Raw genomic sequence first — 23,353 nt, 5'->3', positions numbered from 1 at the left:
GTCCGAAGCGGCCCGCACCGTGCAGATGCGCGCTCTCGGCGTCAGCGAGACGGAGAGCCGGCGTCGAGGATGCGGCGGGCGGCCCTGACCATGGCGATGTCGACGAAGGTGCCGTCCTCCAGCACGAACGCGCCCGTGCCGTCCGCGGACGCGGTACGCACCCGGTCGACGATGCGCTGTGCCCGCTCGATCTCGTCGGAGGTGGGGGTGAAGGCCCGCCGGATCACCTCGATCTGCCGCGGATGGATGGCGGTGCGCCCCGCGTAGCCGAGCGCGCGGCCGGCGCGACAGCTCGCCTCCAGGCCCGCGAGGTCGGCGACGTCCGCCCAGACCGCCATGAGCGGAAGCGGCAGCCCCGCCGCAGCCGCGGCGTTCACGACCCGCGCGCGCGACCACGCGAGTCCGGGCTCGCCGTCCCGTCCCGCCGGCACACCGATCTCCGCTCGCAGATCGGCCTCGCCGACCGCGAGCGATGCGACCCCGGCCTGCGCGATCTCGAACGCCCGCTCGATCGACAGGGCCGACTCGAGCAGCGCGTGGACCTCGCGCCCCGGTGCCGCGGCGCGGACCGCCGCAACGTCATCCGCCGACTCGGTCTTGGGAAGACGGATGCCGAAGGCCGCGGGCAGATCCGCGACAGCGGCGACATCCTCGTCGTGCATCTGCGCACCCCGAGCGTTCACCCGTACCTGCACCACGGGGGCAGAAGCCCCGCGCGACGTCCACGCCTCGGCGAAGTCGGCGAGCGCCGCCCGCGCCGCGGCCTTGCGCGAGGGCGCCACGGCGTCTTCGAGGTCGACGATGACGGCGTCGGCTCCGGCATCCAGCGCTTTCGCGAAGCGTTCCAGGCGGTCGGCGGGCGCGTACAGCGCGACCATGATCGCGCGTGTCATGCGATCGATCCTTCCGCGCGCATGCGGGCGATGTCATCGGCTGTGTAACCGAGCGTCGCCAGCACCTCGGCGGTATCGGCACCGTGGGCGCGGCCGGTGAACGCGATGGTCGACTCGTCACGCGACATCCGGAAAAGCGGTCCCTGCATGGCCATGTCGCCGAGGTCGGGATCGTGGATGCGGTGAACCGTGCCCAACGCCTGGAACTGCGGGTCCGCGACGATGTCCGACGGGTCGTATACCGGGGCGACGGCGGCCTGTGCGGCCTCGAACGCCTCGACGACCTCGTCGCGCGTGCGTCCGGCGATCCAGCTGCCGACAGCCTCGTCGAGCTCGTCGGCGTGCTGCGCCCGGCTCGATCCGCTCGCGAACCACGACTCGGCGGCGAGGTCGGGACGGCCGACGAGGGTCATGACCCGCTCCGCGATCGACTGTGCGCTCGTCGACACGGCGACCCACGAGCCGTCGGCCGTGCGGTACGTGTTGCGGGGCGCGTTGTTCGCCGATCGATTTCCGGTGCGGGGTTGCACGGTCGCGAGCTGATCCCAGCGCGTGATCTGCGGGCCGAGCATCGCGAGGATGGGCTCGATGATCGCCACATCGACCACCTGCCCGCGCCCGTCTCGCTCGCGGGCGTGCAGAGCGGTCATGATCGCGTAGGCGGTGGCGAGCGAGGCGATGCCGTCGGCGAGTCCGAACGGGGGAAGGGTCGGCGGGCCGTCGGGCTCGCCCGTCGCGGCGGCGAACCCGCTCATCGCCTCGGCGAGCGTGCCGAAGCCCGGACGGCTGCGGTACGGGCCGATCTGACCGAACCCGGTGACACGGGCGAGCACGAGCCCGGGACTCTCCGCCGACAGCTCGTCGTAACCAAGCCCCCAACGCTCGAGGGTTCCGGGGCGGAAGTTCTCGACGACGACGTCCGCGGTGCGGGCGAGGCGCAGGAACGCTTCCCGCCCGTCGGTCGTGTGCAGGTCGATCGCGACGGTCCGCTTGTTGCGGCCGAGCGTCTTCCACCAGAGGTTCTGCCCGTCCTTGCTCGGCCCGTGACCACGCGCGGGATCCGGGCGGGTCGGATGCTCGACCTTGACGACCTCGGCCCCCATGTCTCCGAGGTGCATCGCGGCCATGGGACCTGCGAACAGCGTCGAGGCGTCGATGACGCGCAGTCCGTCGAGCGGGGTCACGGGCGTTCCTCCCAGCAGACGCGGAATCCGATCGAGGGCGACGCGTCCTGACCGAGGCCGGGCAACAGCAGCTTGAGCGCGAACTCCGGCCGCTGCACACCGCCCTCGACGTACCAGTCCGACCCCTCGCTGCGGTGAGCGCTGCCGCCCTTGAGCATGACGAAGCGGGTGCGGCCGTCGGAATGCTCCGACTCCGTCCAGTTCCACACCTCCGGCTGGCGCCGCCGGAACGACGGGTCGGATGCTGCGAGCTGCCACTCGTCTTCGGTGGGAAGGCGCCCACCCGCCCAGGCGGCGTACTCCCGAGCCCGCGCGAACGTCATGCCCGTCGCGGGGCGCACGGCGTCACGGGCATCCGTGTGCTCGCCGATCGCATCGAGGAACCGCGCGTACTCGGCCTCGGTCACCTCGGACGCCCCGACCCTCACCGGATGCCGCACCTCGGCGACTCGTTCGAGCGTCCGCTGATCGTGCAGGCGCGGCGGCAGCGGCTTCCACTCGTCGACGTACGGTGCTCCGTCGTACATCCCGGTCTCGCGCGCACGGAATCGCACCGTGAGCACGTGCGACCCGGGAGCCACCGTCACGGTCGGCTCCTCCTCGCGCGCGCCGGTGTCGCGCACCGGCCCCGTCCAGGCCGGAGCAGTGAGGCGCCGAGCGCGGCGATGCGGGAACGAGGCGTCCGCCACGGGAGGCTCGTCGCGCAGCGTGGCTTTCACCTCAGCCACGACCGCAGGCACGGCGGCATCCGCGGCCAATCGCACCACGGCGGCGACGCCGCCGGAAGGCACCGTCACCGACGAGACCTGATCGCCGGGCTCGTGCAGCGGCACCCACCGGCCCCGCGTCTCGAGTCCGAAGTCGACGTCGGCCCCCGACGTGTTGACGAGGCACAGCAGGGTCACGCCGTCGAGCTCGAACGCCGACCCGAAGACCGGTGCGTCGTGCACCGCCAGCGGCGTCCACTCCCCCTCGACGAGCCAGCGGTGCATCCCGCGCTGCACGGGCAGCATGCGCCGCAGGGTCGCCGCGTCACGGTCGTTCCAGCCGACCCAGACGCCGAAGACGACCTCCCACACCATCACGCCGACGCCGTTGAGCCACGCCGACCGCAGCTCTTCGGCATGGTCGCGGTGCCATCGTCGGATGTGGTGCTGCATGTGTCGGCGCTCGAACCAGCGGGCGCGCAGCACACCGGGCACGTCCGAGTCGGCGAACCACTGCGCCCACGACAGGGTGTGGTCGGCGATGCGCTCGGTCGCGAGCTTCGATTCGCCTTCGAGCCCGATGCCCGGGCGGGCGGCATCGAGGGCTGCGACGAGGTCGGGGTCGGCCTTGCGGAGCGTATCGAGGAAGACGCCGTCGGCACCGAGGCGCCGCACCGTGGCGGCGAGCTCGGCGGCGTCATCTCCCGAGCGCCGCGTGCCGACATCCCAGGGGTTGTAGTCGACGAAGACGGCCGCACCGGCGGCGCGCAGAGCCTCGGCGGCTTCGACGAGACCCGGCACGGCGTAGAAGTCCCACTGGTTGCGGTCGTCGATGCCGATGACGGGATAGGCGTGCCACAGCACGATCCCGTCGAGGCCGCCGAACCGCCGCTGCGCGTCGGCGAGGAAGCGCTCGGGGGTGAAGCGCTGCTCGTCGAAGTCGAAGAACAGCTCGTCCCAGAGCCAAACCTGGGCGACGGTGAAGCACCGGCTCGCCCACGCCGACTCCGGCTGGTCGTAGCGGGTCGGCGCACCGTGACGTTCGCGGGCGCCCTCGCGCCACGCCGTCAGCTGCGCGCGCCACGCCTCGACGTCGGCGGGATCGGTCGGCGCGACGAAGATCTTCGCGTCGTCGAGGACGACGGCCGCGTCTCCCGACCGGACGTCGATGCCGAGGGGCACCGGCGTCGGGCGGTCGATCTCACGGGGGACGAGGGGGTCGAATCCACCGCTCACGGCTGACTCTCCTTTCGCAGGGCGGCGACCTCGTCGACGGTGGGCACGGCGTCCTGCGCGCCCGGGCGCGTGACGGCCAGAGCGGATGCCGCGGCCCCGGCCCGCGCGGCATCGACGAGCAGATCCAGATCGACAGCGTCGGGGCGGCGCCCGGAGGCGGCGAGCGCCGCAGCCAGCACGCCGCAGAAGGTATCGCCGGCGCCCGTCGTGTCGACCGGCGTCACGACATGCGCCGGAACCTCGGCGCGCTCGGCACCGCAGACGACGAGGCTTCCGCGCGAGCCCAGTGTGACGACGAGTCCGGGCACCGCACGCGCGAGCGCGGTGACCGCCTCGTCGAGATCGTCGATGCCCGCCGCCTCGAGGGCCTCGTGCTCGTTCACGACCAGCACGTCGGTGGCCGCGAGCAGTGCGTCGCGGGCGGACGCGAAGGGCGCGGACGGCGCGGCGTTCAGCACATGCCAGGCACCCTCGCGCCGGGCCGCTGCGGCGTCGCGGACCAGAGCCACCGGGATCTCGAGCTGCGTGAGCAGAACCGACGCCGACGCGACGACGGCCCGCTGCACGTCGGTGAGGACGTCGCGGGCGGCGTTCGCACCGGCGGCGACGACGATCGCGTTCTCCCCCGATGCGTCGACCGAGATGAGCGCCGTTCCGGTCACCTCGTCGACCTGCGCGACCCCCGAGACGTCGATCTCGTCGGATGCAAGCGCCGAGCGCAGGGTCTCGCCCGCGGCATCCGTTCCCACTGCCCCGACGAAAGCGACCGCAGCTCCACCGGCACGGCGGGCGGCGACGGCCTGATTGGCGCCCTTGCCTCCGCCCGTGCGGACGAGCGACGACGCCAGCAGCGTCTCGCCCGGAGCAGGGATGCGGGCGACGCGGGCAACGATGTCCTGGTTGATGCTGCCGACGACGACGACGCTCACGAGGTCCCCTCCGCGAGGGCGGTCGTCCGCTCGGCGAGCTCGCGGATCGACCGCTCTGGACCGCCGGGCATCGAGGTTGCGATGCTGTCGCGCAGCGGCTCGGTCCAGGCGCGCCCGATGCCGTCCGGACCGACCAGGCCGCCCACGACGGACCCGACCGTGGCCCCGACCGAGTCGGTGTCCCAGCCGCCCGCGACGGCGAGCGCGACGGCGGCGCCGAAGTCATGACCGTGCGCCTGCAGCGCGCACGCGGTGAGCGCGGCGTTGTTCAGGGTGTGCACCCAGTGCATCCCCTCATACTCGGCGTGCAGGACGTCGAGCGCACCGGCAGCCGTGAGCTCGCCCGCGCCGAGCGCGCGACCGGTCTCGCGCCCGAGCCGTACGGCCGCGGCAAGGCGCGAGTCCGGCGGCACGACGGTGTCTGCGGCATCCAGCACATCGTCCATCGAGTCCGCGACGAGGGATGCCGCGCAGAGGGCGGCCGCCCACATGGCGCCGTACAGGCCGTTGCGGGTGTGGCTGAGTCGCGCATCGATCCATGCGGAGCGCGCCGCGGCCCGTACGTCGCCGGGGTGCGCCCACCCGTGCACGTCGGCGCGGATGAGGGCGCCGATCCACTCGCGAAACGGGTTGCGGTGCGTCGCGGTCTCGGGCACCGGGCGTGCGTCGAGGATGTTGCGGTACGCGGCACGTTCCGCTGTGAACACGCGCCCCGCCGGCAGCGCGGCGAGCCAGGCCTCGGCGACGTGATCGGTCGTCAGCGCGGAGCCGTGCTTCTCGAGCAGGTCGAGGGCGAGGATCGGGAAGTTCAGGTCGTCGTCCTCTGGCATCCCGGCGATGTTCTCGACGAGCGAGGTCGGCGCGGACCGGCGGTTCCATGGCCAGCGCTCGGCGACACCAGTAGGAAGACCGCGCGCGGTGAAATAGCCGCCGATCGGCCAGTTTCCGGTGGCGCGAGCGATCTGCTCGATGCCCGCGCGGGGGATCTTCTCGACGGGCTTGCCGAGCAGGCATCCGGCCGACCGCCCGAGCCACGCGCCGTGCACGCGGTCGAACACGGCGCCGCCGGCGTCACCGGTCAGCGCGGACGACTCCGGAAGGAGCGCTGCGATCTCATCCCACCCGTCGGGCTCATCCGCACTCGGGCGCTGCAGCGACTGCAGCTCGTCGAGCACGCGACGCGCCTCCGCCCGCAGCTCGGGTGAGGCCGGCGTCGCGCTGGCTCCGGAGGGAGCGAGCGCCGTCGCCCCACCCGCCTCGGCCCATCGGTGCTCGATCGACGACAGCTCGGCGTCGGGCACACCCTGCTCGCGCAGCGCGGCGAACTCGGCCGGCACGAGGTCTTCGGGCTGAGCCCAGGTCAGTCTCACGCGTCGGCCCCCACCGACAGCAGCGACGACAGCGACTCCGCACGGGCGGCGGCACGCTCGGCATCAGCGCGGGCGACATCGCGCACGACCTCCACCATCGTCGTCACGACGCCGTCGAGATCGAGGCGGCTCGCGGTCACGACCTCGCTCAGCCACTCCTCGGGAACGGCGGCGCTGCCGTGCAGCCCGCCGCAGATCGCACCCGCCATCGTGGCGATCGAGTCGGCGTCACGGCCGTAGTTGACGGCATCCAGCACGGCGGCACGCAGGTCGCCGTCGTGAGCGACGACGAAGCCGAGCGCGACGGGAAGCTCTTCGATGGCCTTCGTCCGCGAGGGAAGACGCGCATCCATCGCCGGCGACCGGTACGCCTCGCCCACCGTGTCGAAAGGCCTGACCGCCTCGCGGACGACGCGACCGAGCTCGCGCGGGTCGTCCGATCCGCCGGCGGCACGGAAGGCGTCGACGGCATCGAACACGGCACGGATGGCGGCGGCGGTGCCGTCATGTGCGATGTCCAGGACCGCGTTTCGAACGTCGTCGACCGTCGCTCCGGGAGTGGCGGATGCCGCGACCGCGGCGGCGAACACACCGGCCGCTTCGCGACCGTACGACCACTGGTGGGCGCCGGCGATATCGATCGCTTCAGCGTAGGCGCCGCGCGGATCGCCGATGTGCACGAGGCCGACGGGGGCCATGTACATCGTCGCGCCGCAGTTCACGACGTTGCCGACGCCCGCCTCACGGGGGTCGGCGTGGCCGTAGTGCAGCTTCATGACGAGCCACTTCTCGGCGAGGAACACGCGCTGCAGGATGAGCGCTTCGTCTTCGAGCTCGGGGATCCAGCGGCGCTCGCCCATCATGAGGGGCACCAGGTCGCTCGCGATGTCGTACGCGTCGAGGTGCCGGCGCTGCTTGGCGTACACCTCGATGAGGGCGTGGGTCATGAGGGTGTCGTCTGTGACGTGCCCATCGCCCTTGTGGTACGGCGCGATGGGGCGAGCCGTGCGCCAGTCGGGCAGGAAGGGACCGACGATCCCCTCGACACGTCCACCGTGCCGCTCTTCGATCTGCTCGGGGGTCCAGCCCTCCGTCGCACCGCCGAGCGCATCGCCCACGGCGGCTCCCGCCAGTACTGCTGCCACCCGATCGTGCAACACGTCCATTACGTCCCTCTCTTCGTTCGAGCGTGTGGGCGGGGGCGGATCGGATCGACCCGCCCCCGCGAGTCGTCAACCGGCGACGTCGGCCCAGCCGTCGCTGAGCTGCGCGGCGAGCTGGTCGCGGTCGATCTGGTTCGCCAGGTACTGCTGGAACGCCGGCGTCGCGATCGTGTCCTTCCACTCGGTGTACTTCGACACCTTCAGGAACGGCGGGCCGACCAGGCCCTCACCCGACGCGAGCACCTGCTTCCAGGCGGCGTCGTCACCGGCGAGCTCGGCGACCTGCGTGCGTGCGGCACCCGACGAGGGGATGAGCGCGTCGGCGTAGGCGATCTTCGCGAGGTTCTCGCCGTCCATGAAGAAGTTCAGGAACTGCGCCGACTCCTCCACGTGCTCCGAGTCGATGTTCACCGAGTAGGTCTGCGGGTTCGCGGCCTGGACGGCGCCGGCCGATCCCTCGAGCGGCGGAAGCGCGACCCAGTTGAGACCCTCGGGAGCATCCGCGGCGATGTTCGTCGCCTGGAACGAGCCCTGCACGGTCAGCGCGACCTTGCCGCCGTAGAACGACGGAAGCACGTCCGATCCCGACTGGGTGAGCGAGGTCGGGTCGATCGATCGGTCGGTGTAGGCCATCTCGTGGATGCGCTCGGGAACGGCGAGCTCGTCGTCGCCGACCTCGATCGTCACGTCGTCGCCCTCGCCGTCGAAGTAGCCGCCGTCGAAGCCCATCGACAGGCTCATCATCGTGGCGGTCGGAGAACCGAGACCCCAGCCCAGGCCGTAGTGGTCGGCCGTGGTCGTCGCTCGCGCGATCTCCTGGAGCTGATCCCACGTCATCGTGTCGCCCGTCGGCACCTCGACACCGGCCTCGGCCAGCAGATCGGCGTTCGCGAACGCCATATACGACTGCAGGGTCGAGGGGTAGGCGACGATCTGACCGTCGTGGGTCACCGACTCCCAGATGCCGTCGGAGATGTCCGACTTCAGCTCGGGATCGATGAGGTCGGTCAGGTCGGCGAGGTAGCCGTCGGCCGCGAACGACACGATCGAGCTCGCCTCGAAGTGGATGATGTCGGGCGCGGTGCCGCCCGAGAACTGGGTGATCAGCTTGTCGTAGGTGCCGTCCCAGCCGGCCTGGATGATCTTGACCTGGACGTCGTCGTGCTCGGCGTTCCAGGCGTCGACGATCTCGCTGATGGCCGCCTGGGTCGCGGGCTGGTCCGAGAGCGACTGGAATTGGAGCGTGACGACGTCGCCGTCTCCCCCGCTGTTGTTCGCGCTGCCCTGCTGACATCCTGCGAGCGCGATGGCTGCGATGCCCACGAATGCGACGGCGCCGATGCCGCGGATTCTTCTCATGGTGTGGCCTTTCTGGTTTTCGGGTTTCGTCGTCACGGGGAGGTCAACCCTTGACGGCACCGGCGAGCATGCCGCCGGTGAGCTTCTTCTGCAGGATCCCGAAGATGATGAGCGACGGGATCGTGGCGAGGATGGCGCCGGCGGCCAGCGGCCCCAGCTGGGTCTGCCCTTCGGCCCCGAGGAACGAGCGCAGCGCGATCGGCAGCGTGTACAGCTCCGGGCTCTGGATGAGCACGAGCGCGAGGAAGAACTCGTTCCAGGCCGAGACGAAGGTGAACATCGCCGTCGCGACCAGGCCCGGCACCAGCAGCGGCAGGATCACGGTGCGGAGGATGGTGAAGCGGCCGGCGCCGTCCATCTCGGCCGCTTCTTCGAGCTCCGGCGGGATCGCCGCGACGTATCCCTGCAGCATCCAGAGCGTGAACGGCATCGTGAAGGTGACGTAGACGAGGATGAGGCCGAAAAGGGTGTCGTTCAGCTGCAGGCTCCGCAGCACGAGGAACAGCGGGATGATGATGAGGATCGTCGGGAACACCTGGCTGACGAGGATCCAGACCGTGCCGGCCGCTCGCAGCCGCCCCTTCAGCCGGGCGAGCGCGTAGGCCATGGGCATCGACAGGAGCACCGCGACGATCATCGTGACGATCGAGACGAGTACCGAGTTGCCGGCCGCGGTGATCAGGTTCTGTCGCTCGAGCGCGGCGATGTAGTTGCCGAAGTCCCACTGCTGCGGGATGAGGTTCACCGCGAGCGAGTTCAGCTCACGCGTCGACTTGAACGACGCCGACAGCAGCCACAGCAGCGGAAAGCCGAGGAAGATCAGGTATCCCGCGAGGGCCAGGTACATCAGGACGGTCGCGTACAGGGGGCGCTTGGTGGTCACTTTCCTGCCCCCTTGTCCTGACGGAACTGATTGATCAGGTACAGCGAGAGGATCACCAGGATCGCGACGACGAGGACGTTTCCCATCGCCGAGGCATATCCGATCTCGCGGTTGCGGAACGCCTCGAGGTAGGTGAACAGCGGCGGGATCATGGTGCGGCCGCCCGGGCCACCCTCGGTCAGCACGTAGATGAGGCCGAACGAGTTGAACTGCCAGATGAAGTCGAGCGCCGTGACCGCGATGATCACCGGGCGCAGGGCGGGCAGTGTGACGTGCCAGAACCGGCGCCCGGCTCCGGCGCCGTCGACGGCGGCGGCCTCGTGCTGCTCTGGTGCGATCGACTGCATGCCGGCCAACAGCAGCACGGTCGTCTGCGGGATGCCGGCCCAGACGCCGACGACGATGACGGCGGGCAGGGCGGTCGAGAAGTCGCCCAGCCAGTTGACGCCCGGGATGCCGAGCCAGCCGAGAACGCCGTTGAGCGGGCCCGAGTTGGGGTTGTAGATCATGCGCCAGACGATCGCGATGACCACGGGCGGCATCGCCCACGGGATCAGCGCGAGCACGCGCGTCAGGCCTTTGAGTCGCAGGTTGCTGTTGAGCAGCAGAGCGAGCCCCATCGCACTCACCAGGGTGAGGAAGGCGACCGACCCGGCCCACACGATGCCGATGCCGAACGACTGCCAGAATCGACGGTCTCCGGCGAGCTCGATGAAGTTGTCGAGCCCGATGAACGAGACCTCGGCGTTGCGCGCGAGGGTGGCGTCGGTGAACCCGAGGAGCACTCCGCTGACGAGCGGGATGACCGAGAAGATGATGATCGGCAGCAGGGCGGGGGCGACGAGCGCGATCGCCTCTTTGCGCTGGGCGCGGGCGCGCGGTCCGATCTGCCGGACGCGGGGCGGGCGCGAGGACGTCTTCGTCTCTGCGAGGGTGGTCATCCGTGTGCCTTCTCTTCATCGATGGGCTCGGGGCGGCGGAGCGCCGCGGGGACGGATGCCGACGTCGATCCGCGCACGACCAGCGCGGGCGGAACCGTGACGGTGCGGGCCGGCCGGGTGTCGTCGGCGATCCGTGCGAGAAGCATCTCGGCGGCGGCACGGCCGCGCTCCTTGGCGCCGAGGTCGACGCTCGTGAGCCCGGGGCGGACGACCTCGGCGAGCTCGGTGTTGTCGAGGCCGGTGACGGCGAGGTCGACGGGAACGCGCAGGCCGAGGTCCTCGGCGGCGCGGAGGACCCCGACGCCGATCAGGTCGTTCGCCGCGACCACGGCCGTCGGACGGTCGGGCCGGTCGAGAAGCGGCAGCGCCGCGTCGTAGCCGGCTGCGATCGTGAAGTCGGCGGCGTCGACGTGCCGCGTCCGCAGGTCGTCGTACTGGCCCACCGCCGCGATGAAACCGTCGCGGCGCATGACGCCGGGGGTGGTGTCGGTCGGGCCGTTGACGAACGCGATGTCACGGCGACCCTCGTCGACGAGGTGGTCGACGACGAGGCGCATCGCGGTCGGCGAGTCGGCACGCACGGTGTCGAACTCGGCCGAGGCCGGCAGCCGGCCGAGGACGACGAACGGGATGGGCGCCGCGGCGAGCGCCGTGAGCAGCTCATCGGTGACGCGCAGCGGCGACAGGATGAGCCCGTCGACGTATCCGCGACCGAGGTCGCGGACGACATCCACAGAAGATGACGATGTGCCGGTCGATGACAGCAGCAGGCGGTAGCCGGATGCCGAGACCACCTGCTCGACCGCTGCCATCATCTCCACGTAGACCGGGTTGCCGATGTCGGCGACGGCGAAGCCCAGCTGCAGCGTGCGACCCCGCTTGAGCGATTGCGCCGTGGCGTCGGCCACGTAGCCGAGCTCGCGTGCCGCGTCGCGCACCTTCGCCGCGGTCTCCGGACTCGCGACGAGCCCGTTCAGCGCACGCGACGCGCTCGCGACGGAGACGCCGGCGCGGGCGGCGACCTGCGTGATCGTGACGCGGACCATGGCTCTCCCTCGAGCGGTTGTAAACGTTTCCAACACTGGACGTTGTAAACGTTCTCACCCCCACCCGCCCCCTGTCAACCCCCGGTCTCCGCTTCACCCCTTCGTCTCGCCGCCGCGAGAGCGCACATCCGCACGGTCATCGGGGGTCCGCACCGTGCGGATGCGCACCCTCGCGTCCGGTGGCGACCGGAAGGGCGGGGTCAGCGCAGCATCCGGGCCATCAGCTTCTGCGCCGTGCCGGTGAGGAACATGACGAACAGTCCGAGGTAGCCGACCGCGGGGAAGACGAGCGCGATCGCCAGCGCCACCAGGAACAGCACGATCATCGACAGATCGATCGACATCCCGAGCCGCAGGTCGTCCCGGGATGCACGGTGCAGATCGGGATGCCGTGCCAGGTAGACCCGCGTGACGAGCAGCATCCCGCTCGTGGTGACGAGTGTGCCGATGTAGAGCACCTTCTGGAGCGCATCGTCGGCTACCTGACCCGTGAGGGCGGTGACGACCGGCATCCACACGATCGTGAGCATCCATGCCACCGTGATCCACATCAGCGCCGGAGTGATGCGCTGCACCGACACGAAGAGCCGGTGGTGCAGCATCCAGAACATCGCGATGAGCACGAAGCTGATGAGGAAGCTCTGCAGCTGATCGCGCTGATCGACCACCCACTCCCACGTCGTGTGGTCGCGCCCCGCGCTCTCGCCGACGCTCTCCATGAGCGGCAGGACCAGCAGCGTCATCGCGATGGCGACGACCGCGTCGACGAACGCCTTCGTGCGCTCGGCGCTGAGACCCCGGATGCCGGGCTCGGGCGCGACATCCTCGCTCATGCCGAGGATGCTAGCGCGGGCGGAGCTCCGCCCGCGCGCACTGCCCCGTTCGGGCTGCGCTGGGGTTCGCAGCGGTCTCCGCACAGGGTTCCGGCACCGCGTGTCGAGGGATTTGTCATGAGTCGATCTCTCTGTATGCGAGGCGGAGCTTGCCGAGTGCGCGCGCGTATCGGGAGCGGGCTGTCCCTGGACTGATGCCCATAGCTCTGCCCGCGGCCGCGATCGACAGCTCCTCTCACACAACGAGTCGAACCAGTTCCTGATCACATGCGGGAAGGAGCCTCACCGCCTCGGCCGCGATGAACGCATCATCCGGAACGGCCTCGACTGGTGTGAGAGCGGCCGCGGCTTCGTGAGGAGCGAGAGGATGGGCTGCATGGCTGTGGGAGACTTCGATCTGACGGTGGACGAGCTGCGAGCGGTTGTTGGATTCGCAGCTGCGTGCGCTACGCGCGTTTTACCGGAGTTTGCAGTAGCCGCACCTGATGACTCTCGTCCGCAGGAAGCTCTGGACGCGGCGCGTGTGTTCGTCGCGGGCAGCCCGCGGTCGAACCTCCAGCGGGTCTCGGCTTTCGCAGCGCACCGGGCCGCGAAGGAAGTCGAAGGCGAGGCAGCGCAGCTCGCCGCGCTCGCCTGCGGCGATGCCGCCGCCGCCGCGTATCTTCACCCCATCGCGAAGGCAACCCAGGTCGGCCACATCCTTCGAGCTGCCGCGTGCGCCGCACGAGTTTCCGAGTTGCGAACGGGCGCAGCCGACATCGGCTCTTTGACTGGTGTGGTCAGCGAGCCGGTGTCGGCTGTCCTCCGCCGGTACCCGGCGGCTCCAAGCGGGTCCTCCCGGCTATCGCGGCTCATGGCCGAGCTCGACGTCGCGATCCGAGGCCAGGCCTGAGGCGCAATCACCGCCCTACGACGACGGCGATACCGGCGCGAGCCCGAACGCAACCAGCTCGGCATCGTCGAGCATGCGGGAGCGGATGATGAACCGCATCCCGGTCGGTCCTTCGACGCTGAATCCGGCGCCGCGACCGGGCACGGCGTCGATCGTGATGTGCGTGTACTTCCAGTACTCGAACTGCGCGAGCGAGATGAACACCTCGATCGGATCGTCGAGACCGACGTCGAGCTCACCGAGCTTCACGTCTGCGGGTCCTGTGAGGAACATCCCGACCGGGTAGCACATGGGGGCGGAGCCGTCGCAGCATCCGCCCGACTGATGGAACATCAGCGGCCCGTGCTGGGCGGTGAGGTCGCGCAGCAGGGCCGCGGCGGCGTCGGTCACCGCGACCCTGCTGTACGTGTCGTTCGACATGTCGATGAGTGGATGTGTCTCAGAAGAAGCCCATCGCGCCTTCGGCGTACGACACGAGGAGGTTCTTCGTCTGCTGGTAGTGGTCGAGCATCTTGAGGTGGTTCTCGCGACCGATGCCCGACTGCTTGTAGCCGCCGAAGGCGGCGTGGGCGGGGTACTGGTGATAGGTGTTCGTCCACACGCGGCCGGCCTCGATCGCACGGCCTGCGCGGTAGGCGGTGTCACCCGAGCGGCTCCAGACGCCCGCGCCGAGCCCGTAGAGGGTGTCGTTCGCGATGCCGATCGCGTCGTCGAAGTCGTCGAAGCTCGTCACCGAGACGACCGGGCCGAAGATCTCCTCCTGGAAGATGCGCATGTCGTTCGTGCCCTCGAAGACCGTCGGCGCGACGTAGTACCCACCGCTCAGCTCACCGCCGAGGTCGACCCGCTCGCCGCCGGCGAGCAGCTTCGCTCCCCCGGCCTTGCCGATGTCGATGTACGACAGGATCTTCTCGAGCTGATCATTGGATGCCTGCGCGCCGATCATCGTCGCGGGGTCGAGCGGGTTGCCCTGCACGATCTTGCCGACGCGGTCGAGACCGTCGCCGAGGAACGAGTCGTACACCGAGCGCTGGATCAGCGCCCGCGACGGGCACGTGCACACCTCACCCTGGTTCAGGGCGAAGAACGTGAAGCCCTCGAGCGCCTTGTCGTAGTAGTCGTCGCGCTCGCGGGCGACATCCTCGAAGAACACGTTGGCACTCTTGCCCCCGAGCTCGAGAGTGACGGGGATGAGGTTCTGCGAGGCGTACTGCATGATCAGGCGCCCCGTCGTCGTCTCGCCCGTGAAGGCGACCTTGCGGATGCGGCGGTGCTGCGCGAGCGGGGCGCCCGCCTCGATGCCGAAGCCGTTGACGATGTTGACGACGCCGGCGGGCAGCAGGTCGCCGATCAGCTCGAACAGGAACAGGATCGACGCGGGTGTCTGTTCGGCGGGCTTCAGCACGACGCAGTTGCCCGCGGCGAGCGCTGGGGCCAGCTTCCACGTCGCCATGAGGATCGGGAAGTTCCACGGGATGATCTGCCCCACCACACCGAGGGGCTCGTGGAAGTGGTACGCGACGGTGTCTTCGTCGATCTGGCTGAGCGAGCCCTCCTGGGCCCGCAGAACGCCGGCGAAGTAGCGGAAGTGGTCGATCGCCAGCGGGATGTCGGCGGCGAGCGTCTCGCGAACGGGCTTGCCGTTCTCCCACGTCTCGGCCACCGCGATCTTCTCGAGGTGCTGCTCCATGCGGTCGGCGATCTTGTTCAGGATCACGGCACGCTCGGCGGGCGTGGTCTTCTTCCACGACGCGAACGCCTGCCACGCGACGTCGACGGCCCGGTCGATGTCTTCGACGGTGCCGCGACCCACCTCGCAGAACGGCTTTCCGGTGACGGGCGTGATGTTCTCGAAGTACTGCCCCTTGACGGGTTCGACGAACTCGCCGCCGATGTAGTGCCCGTAGCGGGCGCGGTACTCCGCGACGGCTCCGCGTTGACCCGGAGCGGCGTAGACGCTCGAGACGCCTTCTTCGACGATGGTCATGTCATCTCCTCGACTCCCCGCAGCGCCGATGCTGCGGTGGTGTCGGGCACGCTACGCGCCGCTACGTTGCATCGCGTTGCACGGGCCGGTGGCTCGTCCCGCAGCGGCGAGGATGCGCATCCGCACGGTCGTCGGCGGCCGGCACCGTGCGGATGCGCGTCCTCGGCACGAGCAGGCGGACGTGGGGCGGGGAGGATGCCGCGCACTAGCGCTACGCAAATTGTGAGCGCTAACATCTGAGCGTCGTCGGTGTTGACGACCATGCAACGTCGCATATGAGAGGTTCCCCGTGCCCGCATCCGCTCGCTCGGCGCCCTGGCGCCACCACCGCCCATGGACGCTCGCCGTCCCGATCGTCGCCGCACTCGTCGCGGCGCCGGCCGTCATCCCATCCGCTGTTCAGGCGGCCGAGCCGGGCTCCGGGCTGGTCGTCGCCTATCCGCTCGACGAGACGTCGGGAACCGTTGCGCACGACGCGTCGGGCAACGGCCGTGACGCGTCGTTCGTCGGTGGCCCGACCCTCGGCGGCGCGGACGGCGTGCGCCTCGACGGCGACGACGACTATGTGCACCTTCCCGATGATGTGATGGCCGGTCTGTCGTCCGTCACGGTGAGCACCGAGGTGCTGGTGCGTCCCGAGCAATCGGGCGACTACTTCATCTGGGGCCTGGGCAACACGACGGACTGGTTCGGCGACGGCTACCTCTTCGCCATCGGCAACCCGGCGCGCGCGGGGATCGCGAGTGGCAACTGGTCCACTGAGCAGGAGACTCGCGGCTCGGCGAACCTCGAGCGCGGCGTCTGGACGACGATGACCTACACGCTCGATGCCGACACGACGACGGCTCGCCTGTACCTCGACGGCGTTCAGGTCGCCGAGAACACGAACACCACGACCACGCCGGGTGAACTGGGCGGCGGCAGGACGACGGCGAACTACCTCGGCCGGTCGACCTACACGCCCGACAAGCGGCTCGCCGGCAGCCTTCGCGACTTCCGCGTGTACGACCGCGCGCTGTCGGCCGACGAGGTCGCGGGTCTGGTCGAGACCCCCGACGACCGGCAGGCCGCGCAGGCGGCGCTCGACGCCCTCACCGTCACGAACATCGACGACGTCCGCGGCAACTTGGCGCTCCCGCCGAGCTCGCAGGGACTCGATGTGTCGTGGTCGTCCGCCGACACGACCGTCATCACCGCCGACGGCGTGGTCACGAGACCCGCCGATGACACGACCGTGGCGCTCACGGCATCCGTCACGAAAGGGAATGTGACGCTCACCCGCTCCTTCTCGGCGTCGGTGCGCAAGGCCGCGAACATCGGGGCGCTCGAGGGATACACGTTCGCCTACTTCACGGGGAACTCCGTCGAGGGCGAGAACATCTACTTCGCCGCCAGCAACGGCAATGACGCACTGTCGTGGACCGAGCTCAACGGCGGCCAGCCGACGCTCACCTCCACGCAGGGCGAGCGGGGCCTGCGTGACCCGTTCCTGATCCGTTCGCCCGAAGGCGACACCTTCTACCTGATCGCCACCGACCTCTCCATCGGCAGGAACGGCGACTGGGGCCGCGCCCAGACGCAGGGCTCGAAGTACCTCGAAGTGTGGGAGTCGCACGACCTCATCACCTGGAGCGAGCAGCGTCACGTCCGCGTCGCCCCCGACAACGCGGGCAACACCTGGGCGCCCGAGGCGTACTACGACGAGACGCTCGGCGAGTACGTGGTGTTCTGGGCCTCGTCGCTGTTCGGCGAGGACGACCCGAACCACACGGGGAGCTTCTACCAGACCATGATGTACGCCACGACGCGTGACTTCACGACGTTCAGCGAGCCGAAGGTCTGGCAGGACTTCGGAGCGTCGCGCATCGATTCCACGGTCCTCGAAGACAACGGCACCTACTACCGATTCACCAAGGACGAAGCCAGCACGACCGGATGCCGTGACATCATCCAGGAGTCGTCGAGCAGCCTCACCGCCGTCGACGATCGCAACACGCCCGGCTGGAGCGCCGCCGACCCCGCATGGAAGCTGATCGACAGCTGCATCGGTCGCGATGCCGGCCTCGGTGCCGTGGAGGGCCCGACCATCTTCCGGGCCAACCCCGGCGACACCTCGGGCTCGAACTACTACCTCTTCGTCGACGAGTACGGCGGACGCGGCTACATCCCGCTGGGGACGGACGATCTCGACGCGCCGGACTGGCAGGTGCCCGCGAGCTACCGTCTGCCGGCGAGCCCGCGCCACGGCACGGTGATGCCCGTGACCGCGGCCGAGCTCGAAGCGCTGCGCGCGAACCTCCCTCAGCCCCTCACGGCGAACGAGCAGGGTGAGCTGCTGCGCTACGACTTCACGGATGCCGCGGGTGCGGTGCTGCACGACCGTTCCGGGGCCGGGCGCGACGCCCAGGTGCGCGGCGGCGCGGCGTTCGCCGACGGCGCGCTCACGTTCGACGGCACCGACGACTACGTCGACCTGCCCGACAACGTGCTCGTCGGCGTCGACGACATCACGGTCGAAGCAGAACTGCGGATCGACCCGGCCCAGCGCACTCCGTACTTCCTCTACGGTTTCGGCAACACCGGCGGCGACGGGGCCGGCAACGGCTACCTCTTCTCCACCGGTGACCAGTACCGCGCGGCGCTGACCACGGGCAACTGGAGCGGCGAGCAGAACGTCACGTCCGGCGCGGCACTCCCCCGTGACCGGTGGGTGCACCTCACGTACACGCTGAGCGGGAGCACGGCTCGCCTGTACCTCGACGGCCAGCAGGTCGCTGAGAACACGAACGTGACGGTGCGCCCCGGCGACATCGGCGGCGGGAGCACGCTCGCGAACTACCTGGGCAAGTCGGTCTACAACGCCGACAATCTCTTCCGCGGTCAGATGCGGGAGTTCGCTCTCTACAACCGCGCGCTCACTGCCGAAGAGATCGTGCAGAACTCGGGCAACACGAGCGCACTCGGGGCGATCAGCCTGCAGGATGCCGACGCACTCAAGGTCGCGCCGATCGTCGACACCGACGCCCGCACGGTGCTGTTCCCCGTGCAGCGCGGCACGGATCTGACGCAGCTGCGTCCGGTCTTCACCACGGCATCCGGCACGACGGCCACGCCCCCGTCGGGCACCGCACGCGACCTGCGCACCCCTGCCACTGTCACGCTCACGACACCGGGAGAGCCCGATGTCGTCTGGACGCTGGAGGCCATCGAGATGAAGAGCCCGGTGCTGCCGGGACTGTACGCCGACCCGAACATCGCCGTGTTCGGTGACACCTATTACATCTACGCGACCACTGACGGCACCCCGGGCTGGGGCGGCAACACCTTCTACGTCTGGACCTCGAAGAATCTCGTCGACTGGACGCGGTCGGACGAGCCCATCCTGAAGCTCGACGGCGCGAACGGAAACGTTCCGTGGGCCACCGGAAACGCGTGGGCCCCGACGATCATCGAGAAGGGCGGGAGGTACTACTTCTACTTCAGCGGTCATGAGCCGACCGCGAACCGGAAGATGATCGGCGTTGCCGTCGCTGACAGTCCTGTAGGCCCGTTCACCGCGCAGGCGGAGCCGATGATCACCAACGACGAGGCCGTCAACAGTGGCCAGGCGATCGACCCGGCGGCGTTCACCGACCCCGAGACGGGGAAGTCGTACCTCTTCTGGGGCAACGGGCGACCCGTCTACGGCGAGCTCTCCGACGACATGCTGAGTGTCAAGGCCGAGACGATCAAGCCGATCGACGGACTGGTGGACTTCCGTGAGGGGCTCTTCCTGAACTACCGCGACGGCACGTACCACCTGACGTACTCGATCGACGACACCGGTTCCGAGAACTACCGCGTCGGCTACGCCACATCGACGAGCATCGACGGACCGTGGACGTATCGCGGCATCCTCTTGCAGAAAGACCCGTCGCAGGGCATCCTCGGCACCGGTCACAGCTCGATCATCAACGTCCCCGGCACCGACGAGTGGTACATCGCGTACCACCGGTTCGCGATCCCCGGCGGCAACGGCACCAACCGCGAGACGACGATCGATCGGGTCGAGATCGGCGCCGACGGGCTTTTCCAGACCGTGACGCCGACCCTCGCGAGCGTGGACCCGCGCGACGTGCCCGGGGCGACCGAGCCGAACCCGACCGAGCCCAACCCGACCGAGCCCGGCACCACGGCGCCGGTCGTCTCGGTGTCGGCCACAACGGTCGAGCGCGGACAGGCCGTGCGGGTGACGGTTACGGGGCTCGAGGCCCGCGAGCAGGTCACCGCCGAGTTGCGGAGCGACCCGATCCGGGTGGCGGGCATCCCGGCCGCCGACGTGAACGGGCGCGTCGCATTCGACGTGCGGATCCCCGCCGATCTGGCCACGGGCGCTCACACGATCGTGGTCTTCGGGGCCGACGGTCAGGTGATCGGCAGCGCGGCGATCACCGTGGTCGCCTCCGGGCAGCTCGCCGTCACCGGTGCTGAGGCGCCGCTCGGCGGTGCGTTGCTGGCAGCTCTCCTGCTCGTCGCGGGAGGCGTGCTGTGGTCGATTCGGCCCGCGCGCCGCGACCGGGCCGCCTGACAGCTGCGCCCAGCGACGCCGACGGGCGGCGGCCTTCCCTGAAGGTCGCCGCCCGTTTCACACGCCCTCAGCGCCGGCTGCGTCGCGTGACGAACCCTTCGGCCTGCTTCGATTCGTGCGCGACCCGCACGCCGTAGCGATAGGCGAGCTTGCCTCCGAGCCATCCGGACGCGCTGAGCGTCAGCAGACTCACGGCGCTGAAGATCACGCCCGCGATCGGGATGTCGTCGGTCGAGGTCCGCAGGAACAGCTGGAACAGGTACGCACCGCACACCACGAAGTTCAGCCCCATGTGGATCGTGGCGGTGCTCGACGACCGGGTGCGGTCGGGGATGCGGAGGTAGTCGAAGATCCCCAGCACGATGGCCACGAGACTGCCTACGAGGCCGATCCCGATGAGCACCCGCGAACCGACGGCGTAGGGGGTGGGGTCGGCCACGATCAGGCCGATGATGTCGAACACGAAGCTCGCGATCCACGCACCGATCGGGATCGTGACGGCGATCGGGTGGAACGGATGTCCGTAGGGGCCCGCCAGAGGGTTCGCGGGCCGCTTGTCAGGACGGGTGTCCAGGTCGGTCATGGTTTCTCCTCGGTCAGGGCAGCGGTTCCAGGCCCTCGGCCTGAGTGGTCTCGGTCGCGACGCGAACGCCGAAGGTGTGCGCGAGCTTCCCGCCGAGCCAACCCGAGACCGACAGCAGAGCGAGTCCGGCGAAGCTTGCGACCATCGCGAGGGTCGGCACCGCCTCCTCCTCGACGCGGAGGGCCAGGCTGCCGGCGAACACCACCATCGCGATGAAGTTCAGGATCATGTGGGTCAGTCCCGTCGCCCGCGCGGGGGTGTCTCTCGGAATGCTGCTCCAGTCGATGAGCCCCAGCACCGCGGCGACGACGGCACCCAGCAGACCGATCGCGATGAGGATGCGGGCACCGAGCGCGAAGACCGCCGCGTCCGGACTCGTGACGGCGATGACGTCGAAGACCGATGCCGACACCCATGCGCCGATCGGCAGGATGATGGCGATCGCGTGGAACGGATGCCCGTAGGGCCCCGCGATCAGCGACCGCGGGTACTTCGCCCGCGTGAGCGGTGCGGTGTCGACCATGGCGTCTCCTCTCGTTCGACGCCCTGACCGTACGGGCCGCCCCGGGTCGTACACGTAGCGGGTTGACAAGCCCGGCGCGTGACCTCTACGGGGTGCCGCGCAGCGCCCTCTCGAGTGCGTCGACCAGCGAGCGGTATTGCGGGAGCGACGCGAGGTCGTCGAGCATCACCGCATGGCCGTCCGCATCCGCGAGCGGCACCTGCCAGTTCGGGTACTCGTCGTCGGTGCCGGGCTGATTCTGCACGCGCTTCTCGCCGACGGCGTCGACGAGCGAGACGCCGAGCAGACGCGACGGAGATGCGGCGAGGAAGACGTGCAGGGCCTCGATGACATCCTGAACGCTCGCCCCGTCGCCGATCAGTCCGCGCGATCGCAACTCCGCCAGCATCCGGTCGCGCTCGCGCTCGAAGTCGGCGCGCTCGTCGTCGACGGATCTCGTCAGCAGACCGAGGCGAGCTCGCAGCGCGACGTGCTCGCCTTCGAGGTACCCGGCCGTCGGCGGCAGATCGTGCGTGTTGACCGTGGCGAGCACGTCGGTGCGGTAACGCTCGGGGTCGAGGGGACCGCCGTCGTCGCTGCTTTCGAACCACAGCACCGAGGTGCCGAGGATGCCGCGCTCGGCGAGGTAGTCGCGCACCCAGGGCTCCACGAGCCCCAGGTCCTCTCCGATGATCACCGCACCGGCACGGGCGGCCTCGAGTGCGAGCACTCCGATCATCGCCTCGTGGTCGTAGCGGACGTACGTGCCCTCCCCCGGCCCGAGTCCCTGGGGGATCCACCACAGCCGGAAGAAGCCGAGAATGTGGTCGATGCGCAACGCGCCCGCGTGGCGCAGCAGCGACCGGAGCATGTCGCGCAGCGGCGCATAGGCATGATCGGCAAGAGCTCGCGGCAACCAGGGAGGCTGATTCCAGTTCTGACCCTGCTGGTTGTACATGTCGGGTGGTGCGCCCACGACGACGCCCGGCGCGTACAGCTCGCCCAGCGACCACGCGTCCGAACCGGCCGTCGAGACGCCGACCGCGAGGTCGTGCATGATCCCGATCCGCATCCCGGACGCCGCCGCTGCGGCAGCAGCATCCGCGAGCTGCTCGTCGACGACCCACTGCAACCAGATGTGGAACGCGATGCGGTCCGACAGTCGCTCGCGAAGCCTGTCGATCTCGGGGTCGTCGATCCCGATCCCGTCCGGGACCGTGTCGCCCGTCTCAGCCTCGTGCTCCCGCACCGCGCACCACAGGGCGAAGTCGGCGAGGGCAGTCCCTTCGCGCCGGGCGAAGGCGTCGCGCTGAGCGCGCCGGGCGGGCGAGAGGTCGACGGCGTGGATGAGCGCGAGCGCCTCGCGCTTCGCGCGCCAGACGGAGTCGCGATCGATGGTCTCCGCGTTCTCGTTCGCAGACGCCGCGGTGCGACGCAGTCGGTCGAACCGATCGTCCGCTTCCTCGGAGAGGTATGCCGCTTCAGGAATGAGCTCGGGCCGGATGTACAGCGGTGCGAGGAAACGCCGTGAGGAGGGCAGGTACGGCGACGGCTCGATCGGAGTCGTGACATCCGCTGCGTGCACCGGATTGATCAGCAGGTAGTCCGCGCCCGATTCGCCCGCGATCGCGGCGAGGTCCGCAAGGTCAGCGAAGTCGCCCATGCCCCACGACCGACGCGAACGCACCGAGTACAGCTGAGCCATGAGACCCCATGACCGCCGTCCAGCTTCAGCCGATGGAAGCGGCAGGCGCTGCGGCGCGACGATGAGCGCTCCGCTTCCGAGGAGATCGCCTCCTCCGCCGTACTGCCGCGCCTCCACCGTGTGCCAGCCCAGCGGCACGTCTTCGGGTACCGGAACCCGTACCCGCCAACGCGTCTGCCCGTCGATCGTACGGGCGACGGGCTGTTGCACGGGAATGGGCAAGGCTCGGATCGACCCGTCCTCCAGAACGAGCGCGACCTCGACATCGGAGCCGTCGGCGACGTGCACCTCGATCTCCCCCGAACTCTGCCGAACGACGGTCGACGGGGCCACGAGTCGCCGCCACGGCTCGGCTGTCCGTTCGGCGAGCGCATGCTCGACCGCTTCATCGTCGGATGCATCGACGCCCATCGCCGCGAGGACGGCGCGCAGCGTGGTGGCGGGCACGCGCACATGCTCCCCCGAGAATGACCAGTACTCGGTCGCGACGCCGTACGCCTCGGCGAGCGATCCGAGCGTCGCGTCGGGAACGACGCCCACTGTGCTGTCTCGACTCATCAGCATCTCCTCGTC

19 protein-coding genes are annotated in these 23,353 nt (G+C 69.7%); 2 read left to right on the top strand and 17 right to left on the bottom strand.

Features of this window, described 5'->3' with window-relative positions; all coding sequences use genetic code 11:
• Positions 1 to 41: 41 nt before the first annotated feature.
• The 12 genes from ACU6RU_RS13150 to ACU6RU_RS13095 form a co-directional block, all read right to left on the bottom strand.
• On the bottom strand, positions 42 to 893 hold the full coding sequence (locus ACU6RU_RS13150) for an HpcH/HpaI aldolase/citrate lyase family protein (protein WP_446726759.1): 852 nt from the start codon (positions 891 to 893) through the stop codon (positions 42 to 44).
• Positions 890 to 2,077 (bottom strand): CaiB/BaiF CoA transferase family protein, encoded by a 1,188-nt coding sequence (locus ACU6RU_RS13145; protein ID WP_446726758.1) that lies wholly within the window; start codon positions 2,075 to 2,077, stop codon positions 890 to 892. Before ACU6RU_RS13145 ends, ACU6RU_RS13150 begins: the two co-directional genes overlap by 4 nt.
• Complete coding sequence (locus tag ACU6RU_RS13140; protein ID WP_446726757.1) at positions 2,074 to 4,020, bottom strand: SUMF1/EgtB/PvdO family nonheme iron enzyme; 1,947 nt, start codon at positions 4,018 to 4,020, stop codon at positions 2,074 to 2,076. Before ACU6RU_RS13140 ends, ACU6RU_RS13145 begins: the two co-directional genes overlap by 4 nt.
• Positions 4,017 to 4,949 (bottom strand): ribokinase, encoded by a 933-nt coding sequence (locus tag ACU6RU_RS13135; protein WP_289330495.1) that lies wholly within the window; start codon positions 4,947 to 4,949, stop codon positions 4,017 to 4,019. Before ACU6RU_RS13135 ends, ACU6RU_RS13140 begins: the two co-directional genes overlap by 4 nt.
• Complete coding sequence (locus tag ACU6RU_RS13130; RefSeq protein WP_446726756.1) at positions 4,946 to 6,319, bottom strand: ADP-ribosylglycohydrolase family protein; 1,374 nt, start codon at positions 6,317 to 6,319, stop codon at positions 4,946 to 4,948. Before ACU6RU_RS13130 ends, ACU6RU_RS13135 begins: the two co-directional genes overlap by 4 nt.
• Positions 6,316 to 7,485, bottom strand: a complete 1,170-nt coding sequence (locus tag ACU6RU_RS13125) for an ADP-ribosylglycohydrolase family protein (protein ID WP_289330497.1) — start codon at positions 7,483 to 7,485, stop codon at positions 6,316 to 6,318. The genes ACU6RU_RS13130 and ACU6RU_RS13125 overlap by 4 nt, the downstream gene beginning before the upstream one ends.
• Positions 7,486 to 7,551: 66 nt before the next feature.
• On the bottom strand, positions 7,552 to 8,841 hold the full coding sequence (locus ACU6RU_RS13120) for an ABC transporter substrate-binding protein (RefSeq protein WP_446726755.1): 1,290 nt from the start codon (positions 8,839 to 8,841) through the stop codon (positions 7,552 to 7,554).
• A 43-nt stretch (positions 8,842 to 8,884) separates the two neighbouring features.
• Positions 8,885 to 9,724, bottom strand: coding sequence for a carbohydrate ABC transporter permease (locus tag ACU6RU_RS13115; protein WP_220118278.1), 840 nt, complete (start codon positions 9,722 to 9,724; stop codon positions 8,885 to 8,887).
• Positions 9,721 to 10,665: a carbohydrate ABC transporter permease gene (locus ACU6RU_RS13110; protein ID WP_446726754.1), complete on the bottom strand. Its 945-nt coding sequence runs from the start codon at positions 10,663 to 10,665 to the stop codon at positions 9,721 to 9,723. The genes ACU6RU_RS13115 and ACU6RU_RS13110 overlap by 4 nt, the downstream gene beginning before the upstream one ends.
• Positions 10,662 to 11,711, bottom strand: coding sequence for a LacI family DNA-binding transcriptional regulator (locus ACU6RU_RS13105; protein WP_120263945.1), 1,050 nt, complete (start codon positions 11,709 to 11,711; stop codon positions 10,662 to 10,664). Before ACU6RU_RS13105 ends, ACU6RU_RS13110 begins: the two co-directional genes overlap by 4 nt.
• A 200-nt stretch (positions 11,712 to 11,911) precedes the next feature.
• Positions 11,912 to 12,544 (bottom strand): TMEM175 family protein, encoded by a 633-nt coding sequence (locus tag ACU6RU_RS13100; protein WP_446726753.1) that lies wholly within the window; start codon positions 12,542 to 12,544, stop codon positions 11,912 to 11,914.
• 115 nt (positions 12,545 to 12,659) lie between these two features.
• On the bottom strand, positions 12,660 to 12,767 hold the full coding sequence (locus tag ACU6RU_RS13095; protein ID WP_446726801.1) for a hypothetical protein: 108 nt from the start codon (positions 12,765 to 12,767) through the stop codon (positions 12,660 to 12,662).
• A 153-nt stretch (positions 12,768 to 12,920) separates the two neighbouring features.
• Between ACU6RU_RS13095 and ACU6RU_RS13090 the strand changes: the two genes are divergently transcribed.
• Positions 12,921 to 13,436, top strand: coding sequence for a putative immunity protein (locus ACU6RU_RS13090; RefSeq protein WP_446726752.1), 516 nt, complete (start codon positions 12,921 to 12,923; stop codon positions 13,434 to 13,436).
• A 15-nt stretch (positions 13,437 to 13,451) separates the two neighbouring features.
• On the opposite strand, the gene ACU6RU_RS13085 is transcribed toward ACU6RU_RS13090, so the two are convergent.
• Complete coding sequence (locus ACU6RU_RS13085) at positions 13,452 to 13,856, bottom strand: DUF779 domain-containing protein (RefSeq protein WP_446726751.1); 405 nt, start codon at positions 13,854 to 13,856, stop codon at positions 13,452 to 13,454.
• Between the two features lie 19 nt (positions 13,857 to 13,875).
• Positions 13,876 to 15,423: an acetaldehyde dehydrogenase ExaC gene (exaC, locus tag ACU6RU_RS13080; protein ID WP_071918848.1), complete on the bottom strand. Its 1,548-nt coding sequence runs from the start codon at positions 15,421 to 15,423 to the stop codon at positions 13,876 to 13,878.
• Positions 15,424 to 15,712: 289 nt separating this feature from the next.
• Between exaC and ACU6RU_RS13075 the strand changes: the two genes are divergently transcribed.
• A complete protein-coding gene (locus tag ACU6RU_RS13075; protein ID WP_446726750.1) occupies positions 15,713 to 19,990 on the top strand; it encodes a family 43 glycosylhydrolase in 4,278 nt (1,425 codons plus the stop codon).
• A gap of 67 nt (positions 19,991 to 20,057) precedes the next feature.
• Here ACU6RU_RS13075 and ACU6RU_RS13070 read toward each other — a convergent pair whose 3' ends face one another.
• The 3 genes from ACU6RU_RS13070 to malQ form a co-directional block, all read right to left on the bottom strand.
• Entirely contained in the window at positions 20,058 to 20,573 is a 516-nt protein-coding gene (locus ACU6RU_RS13070) for a DUF2231 domain-containing protein (protein WP_094260757.1), read from the bottom strand.
• A gap of 13 nt (positions 20,574 to 20,586) precedes the next feature.
• On the bottom strand, positions 20,587 to 21,096 hold the full coding sequence (locus ACU6RU_RS13065; protein WP_446726749.1) for a DUF2231 domain-containing protein: 510 nt from the start codon (positions 21,094 to 21,096) through the stop codon (positions 20,587 to 20,589).
• A gap of 85 nt (positions 21,097 to 21,181) precedes the next feature.
• Positions 21,182 to 23,338, bottom strand: a complete 2,157-nt coding sequence (malQ, locus tag ACU6RU_RS13060) for a 4-alpha-glucanotransferase (protein WP_446726748.1) — start codon at positions 23,336 to 23,338, stop codon at positions 21,182 to 21,184.
• Positions 23,339 to 23,353: the final 15 nt, after the last annotated feature.

It is taken from the genome of Microbacterium sp. F1-18 (genome assembly GCF_052921305.1).
Note: the sequence above shows the minus strand (reverse complement) of the source record. Positions and strands in the feature narration are given on the sequence as shown.

What these genes read in the sequence shown, in the direction of transcription:
- ACU6RU_RS13150 (WP_446726759.1), bottom strand. Translation starts at nt 893, where the DNA reads ATGACACGCGCGATCATGGTCGCGCTGTACGCGCCCGCCGACCGCCTG.
- ACU6RU_RS13125 (WP_289330497.1), bottom strand. Translation starts at nt 7,485, where the DNA reads ATGGACGTGTTGCACGATCGGGTGGCAGCAGTACTGGCGGGAGCCGCC.
- ACU6RU_RS13120 (WP_446726755.1), bottom strand. Translation starts at nt 8,841, where the DNA reads ATGAGAAGAATCCGCGGCATCGGCGCCGTCGCATTCGTGGGCATCGCA.
- ACU6RU_RS13110 (WP_446726754.1), bottom strand. Translation starts at nt 10,665, where the DNA reads ATGACCACCCTCGCAGAGACGAAGACGTCCTCGCGCCCGCCCCGCGTC.
- ACU6RU_RS13105 (WP_120263945.1), bottom strand. Translation starts at nt 11,711, where the DNA reads ATGGTCCGCGTCACGATCACGCAGGTCGCCGCCCGCGCCGGCGTCTCC.
- ACU6RU_RS13100 (WP_446726753.1), bottom strand. Translation starts at nt 12,544, where the DNA reads ATGAGCGAGGATGTCGCGCCCGAGCCCGGCATCCGGGGTCTCAGCGCC.
- ACU6RU_RS13090 (WP_446726752.1), top strand. Translation starts at nt 12,921, where the DNA reads ATGGCTGTGGGAGACTTCGATCTGACGGTGGACGAGCTGCGAGCGGTT.
- ACU6RU_RS13085 (WP_446726751.1), bottom strand. Translation starts at nt 13,856, where the DNA reads ATGTCGAACGACACGTACAGCAGGGTCGCGGTGACCGACGCCGCCGCG.
- exaC (WP_071918848.1), bottom strand. Translation starts at nt 15,423, where the DNA reads ATGACCATCGTCGAAGAAGGCGTCTCGAGCGTCTACGCCGCTCCGGGT.
- ACU6RU_RS13070 (WP_094260757.1), bottom strand. Translation starts at nt 20,573, where the DNA reads ATGACCGACCTGGACACCCGTCCTGACAAGCGGCCCGCGAACCCTCTG.
- ACU6RU_RS13065 (WP_446726749.1), bottom strand. Translation starts at nt 21,096, where the DNA reads ATGGTCGACACCGCACCGCTCACGCGGGCGAAGTACCCGCGGTCGCTG.
- malQ (WP_446726748.1), bottom strand. Translation starts at nt 23,338, where the DNA reads ATGAGTCGAGACAGCACAGTGGGCGTCGTTCCCGACGCGACGCTCGGA.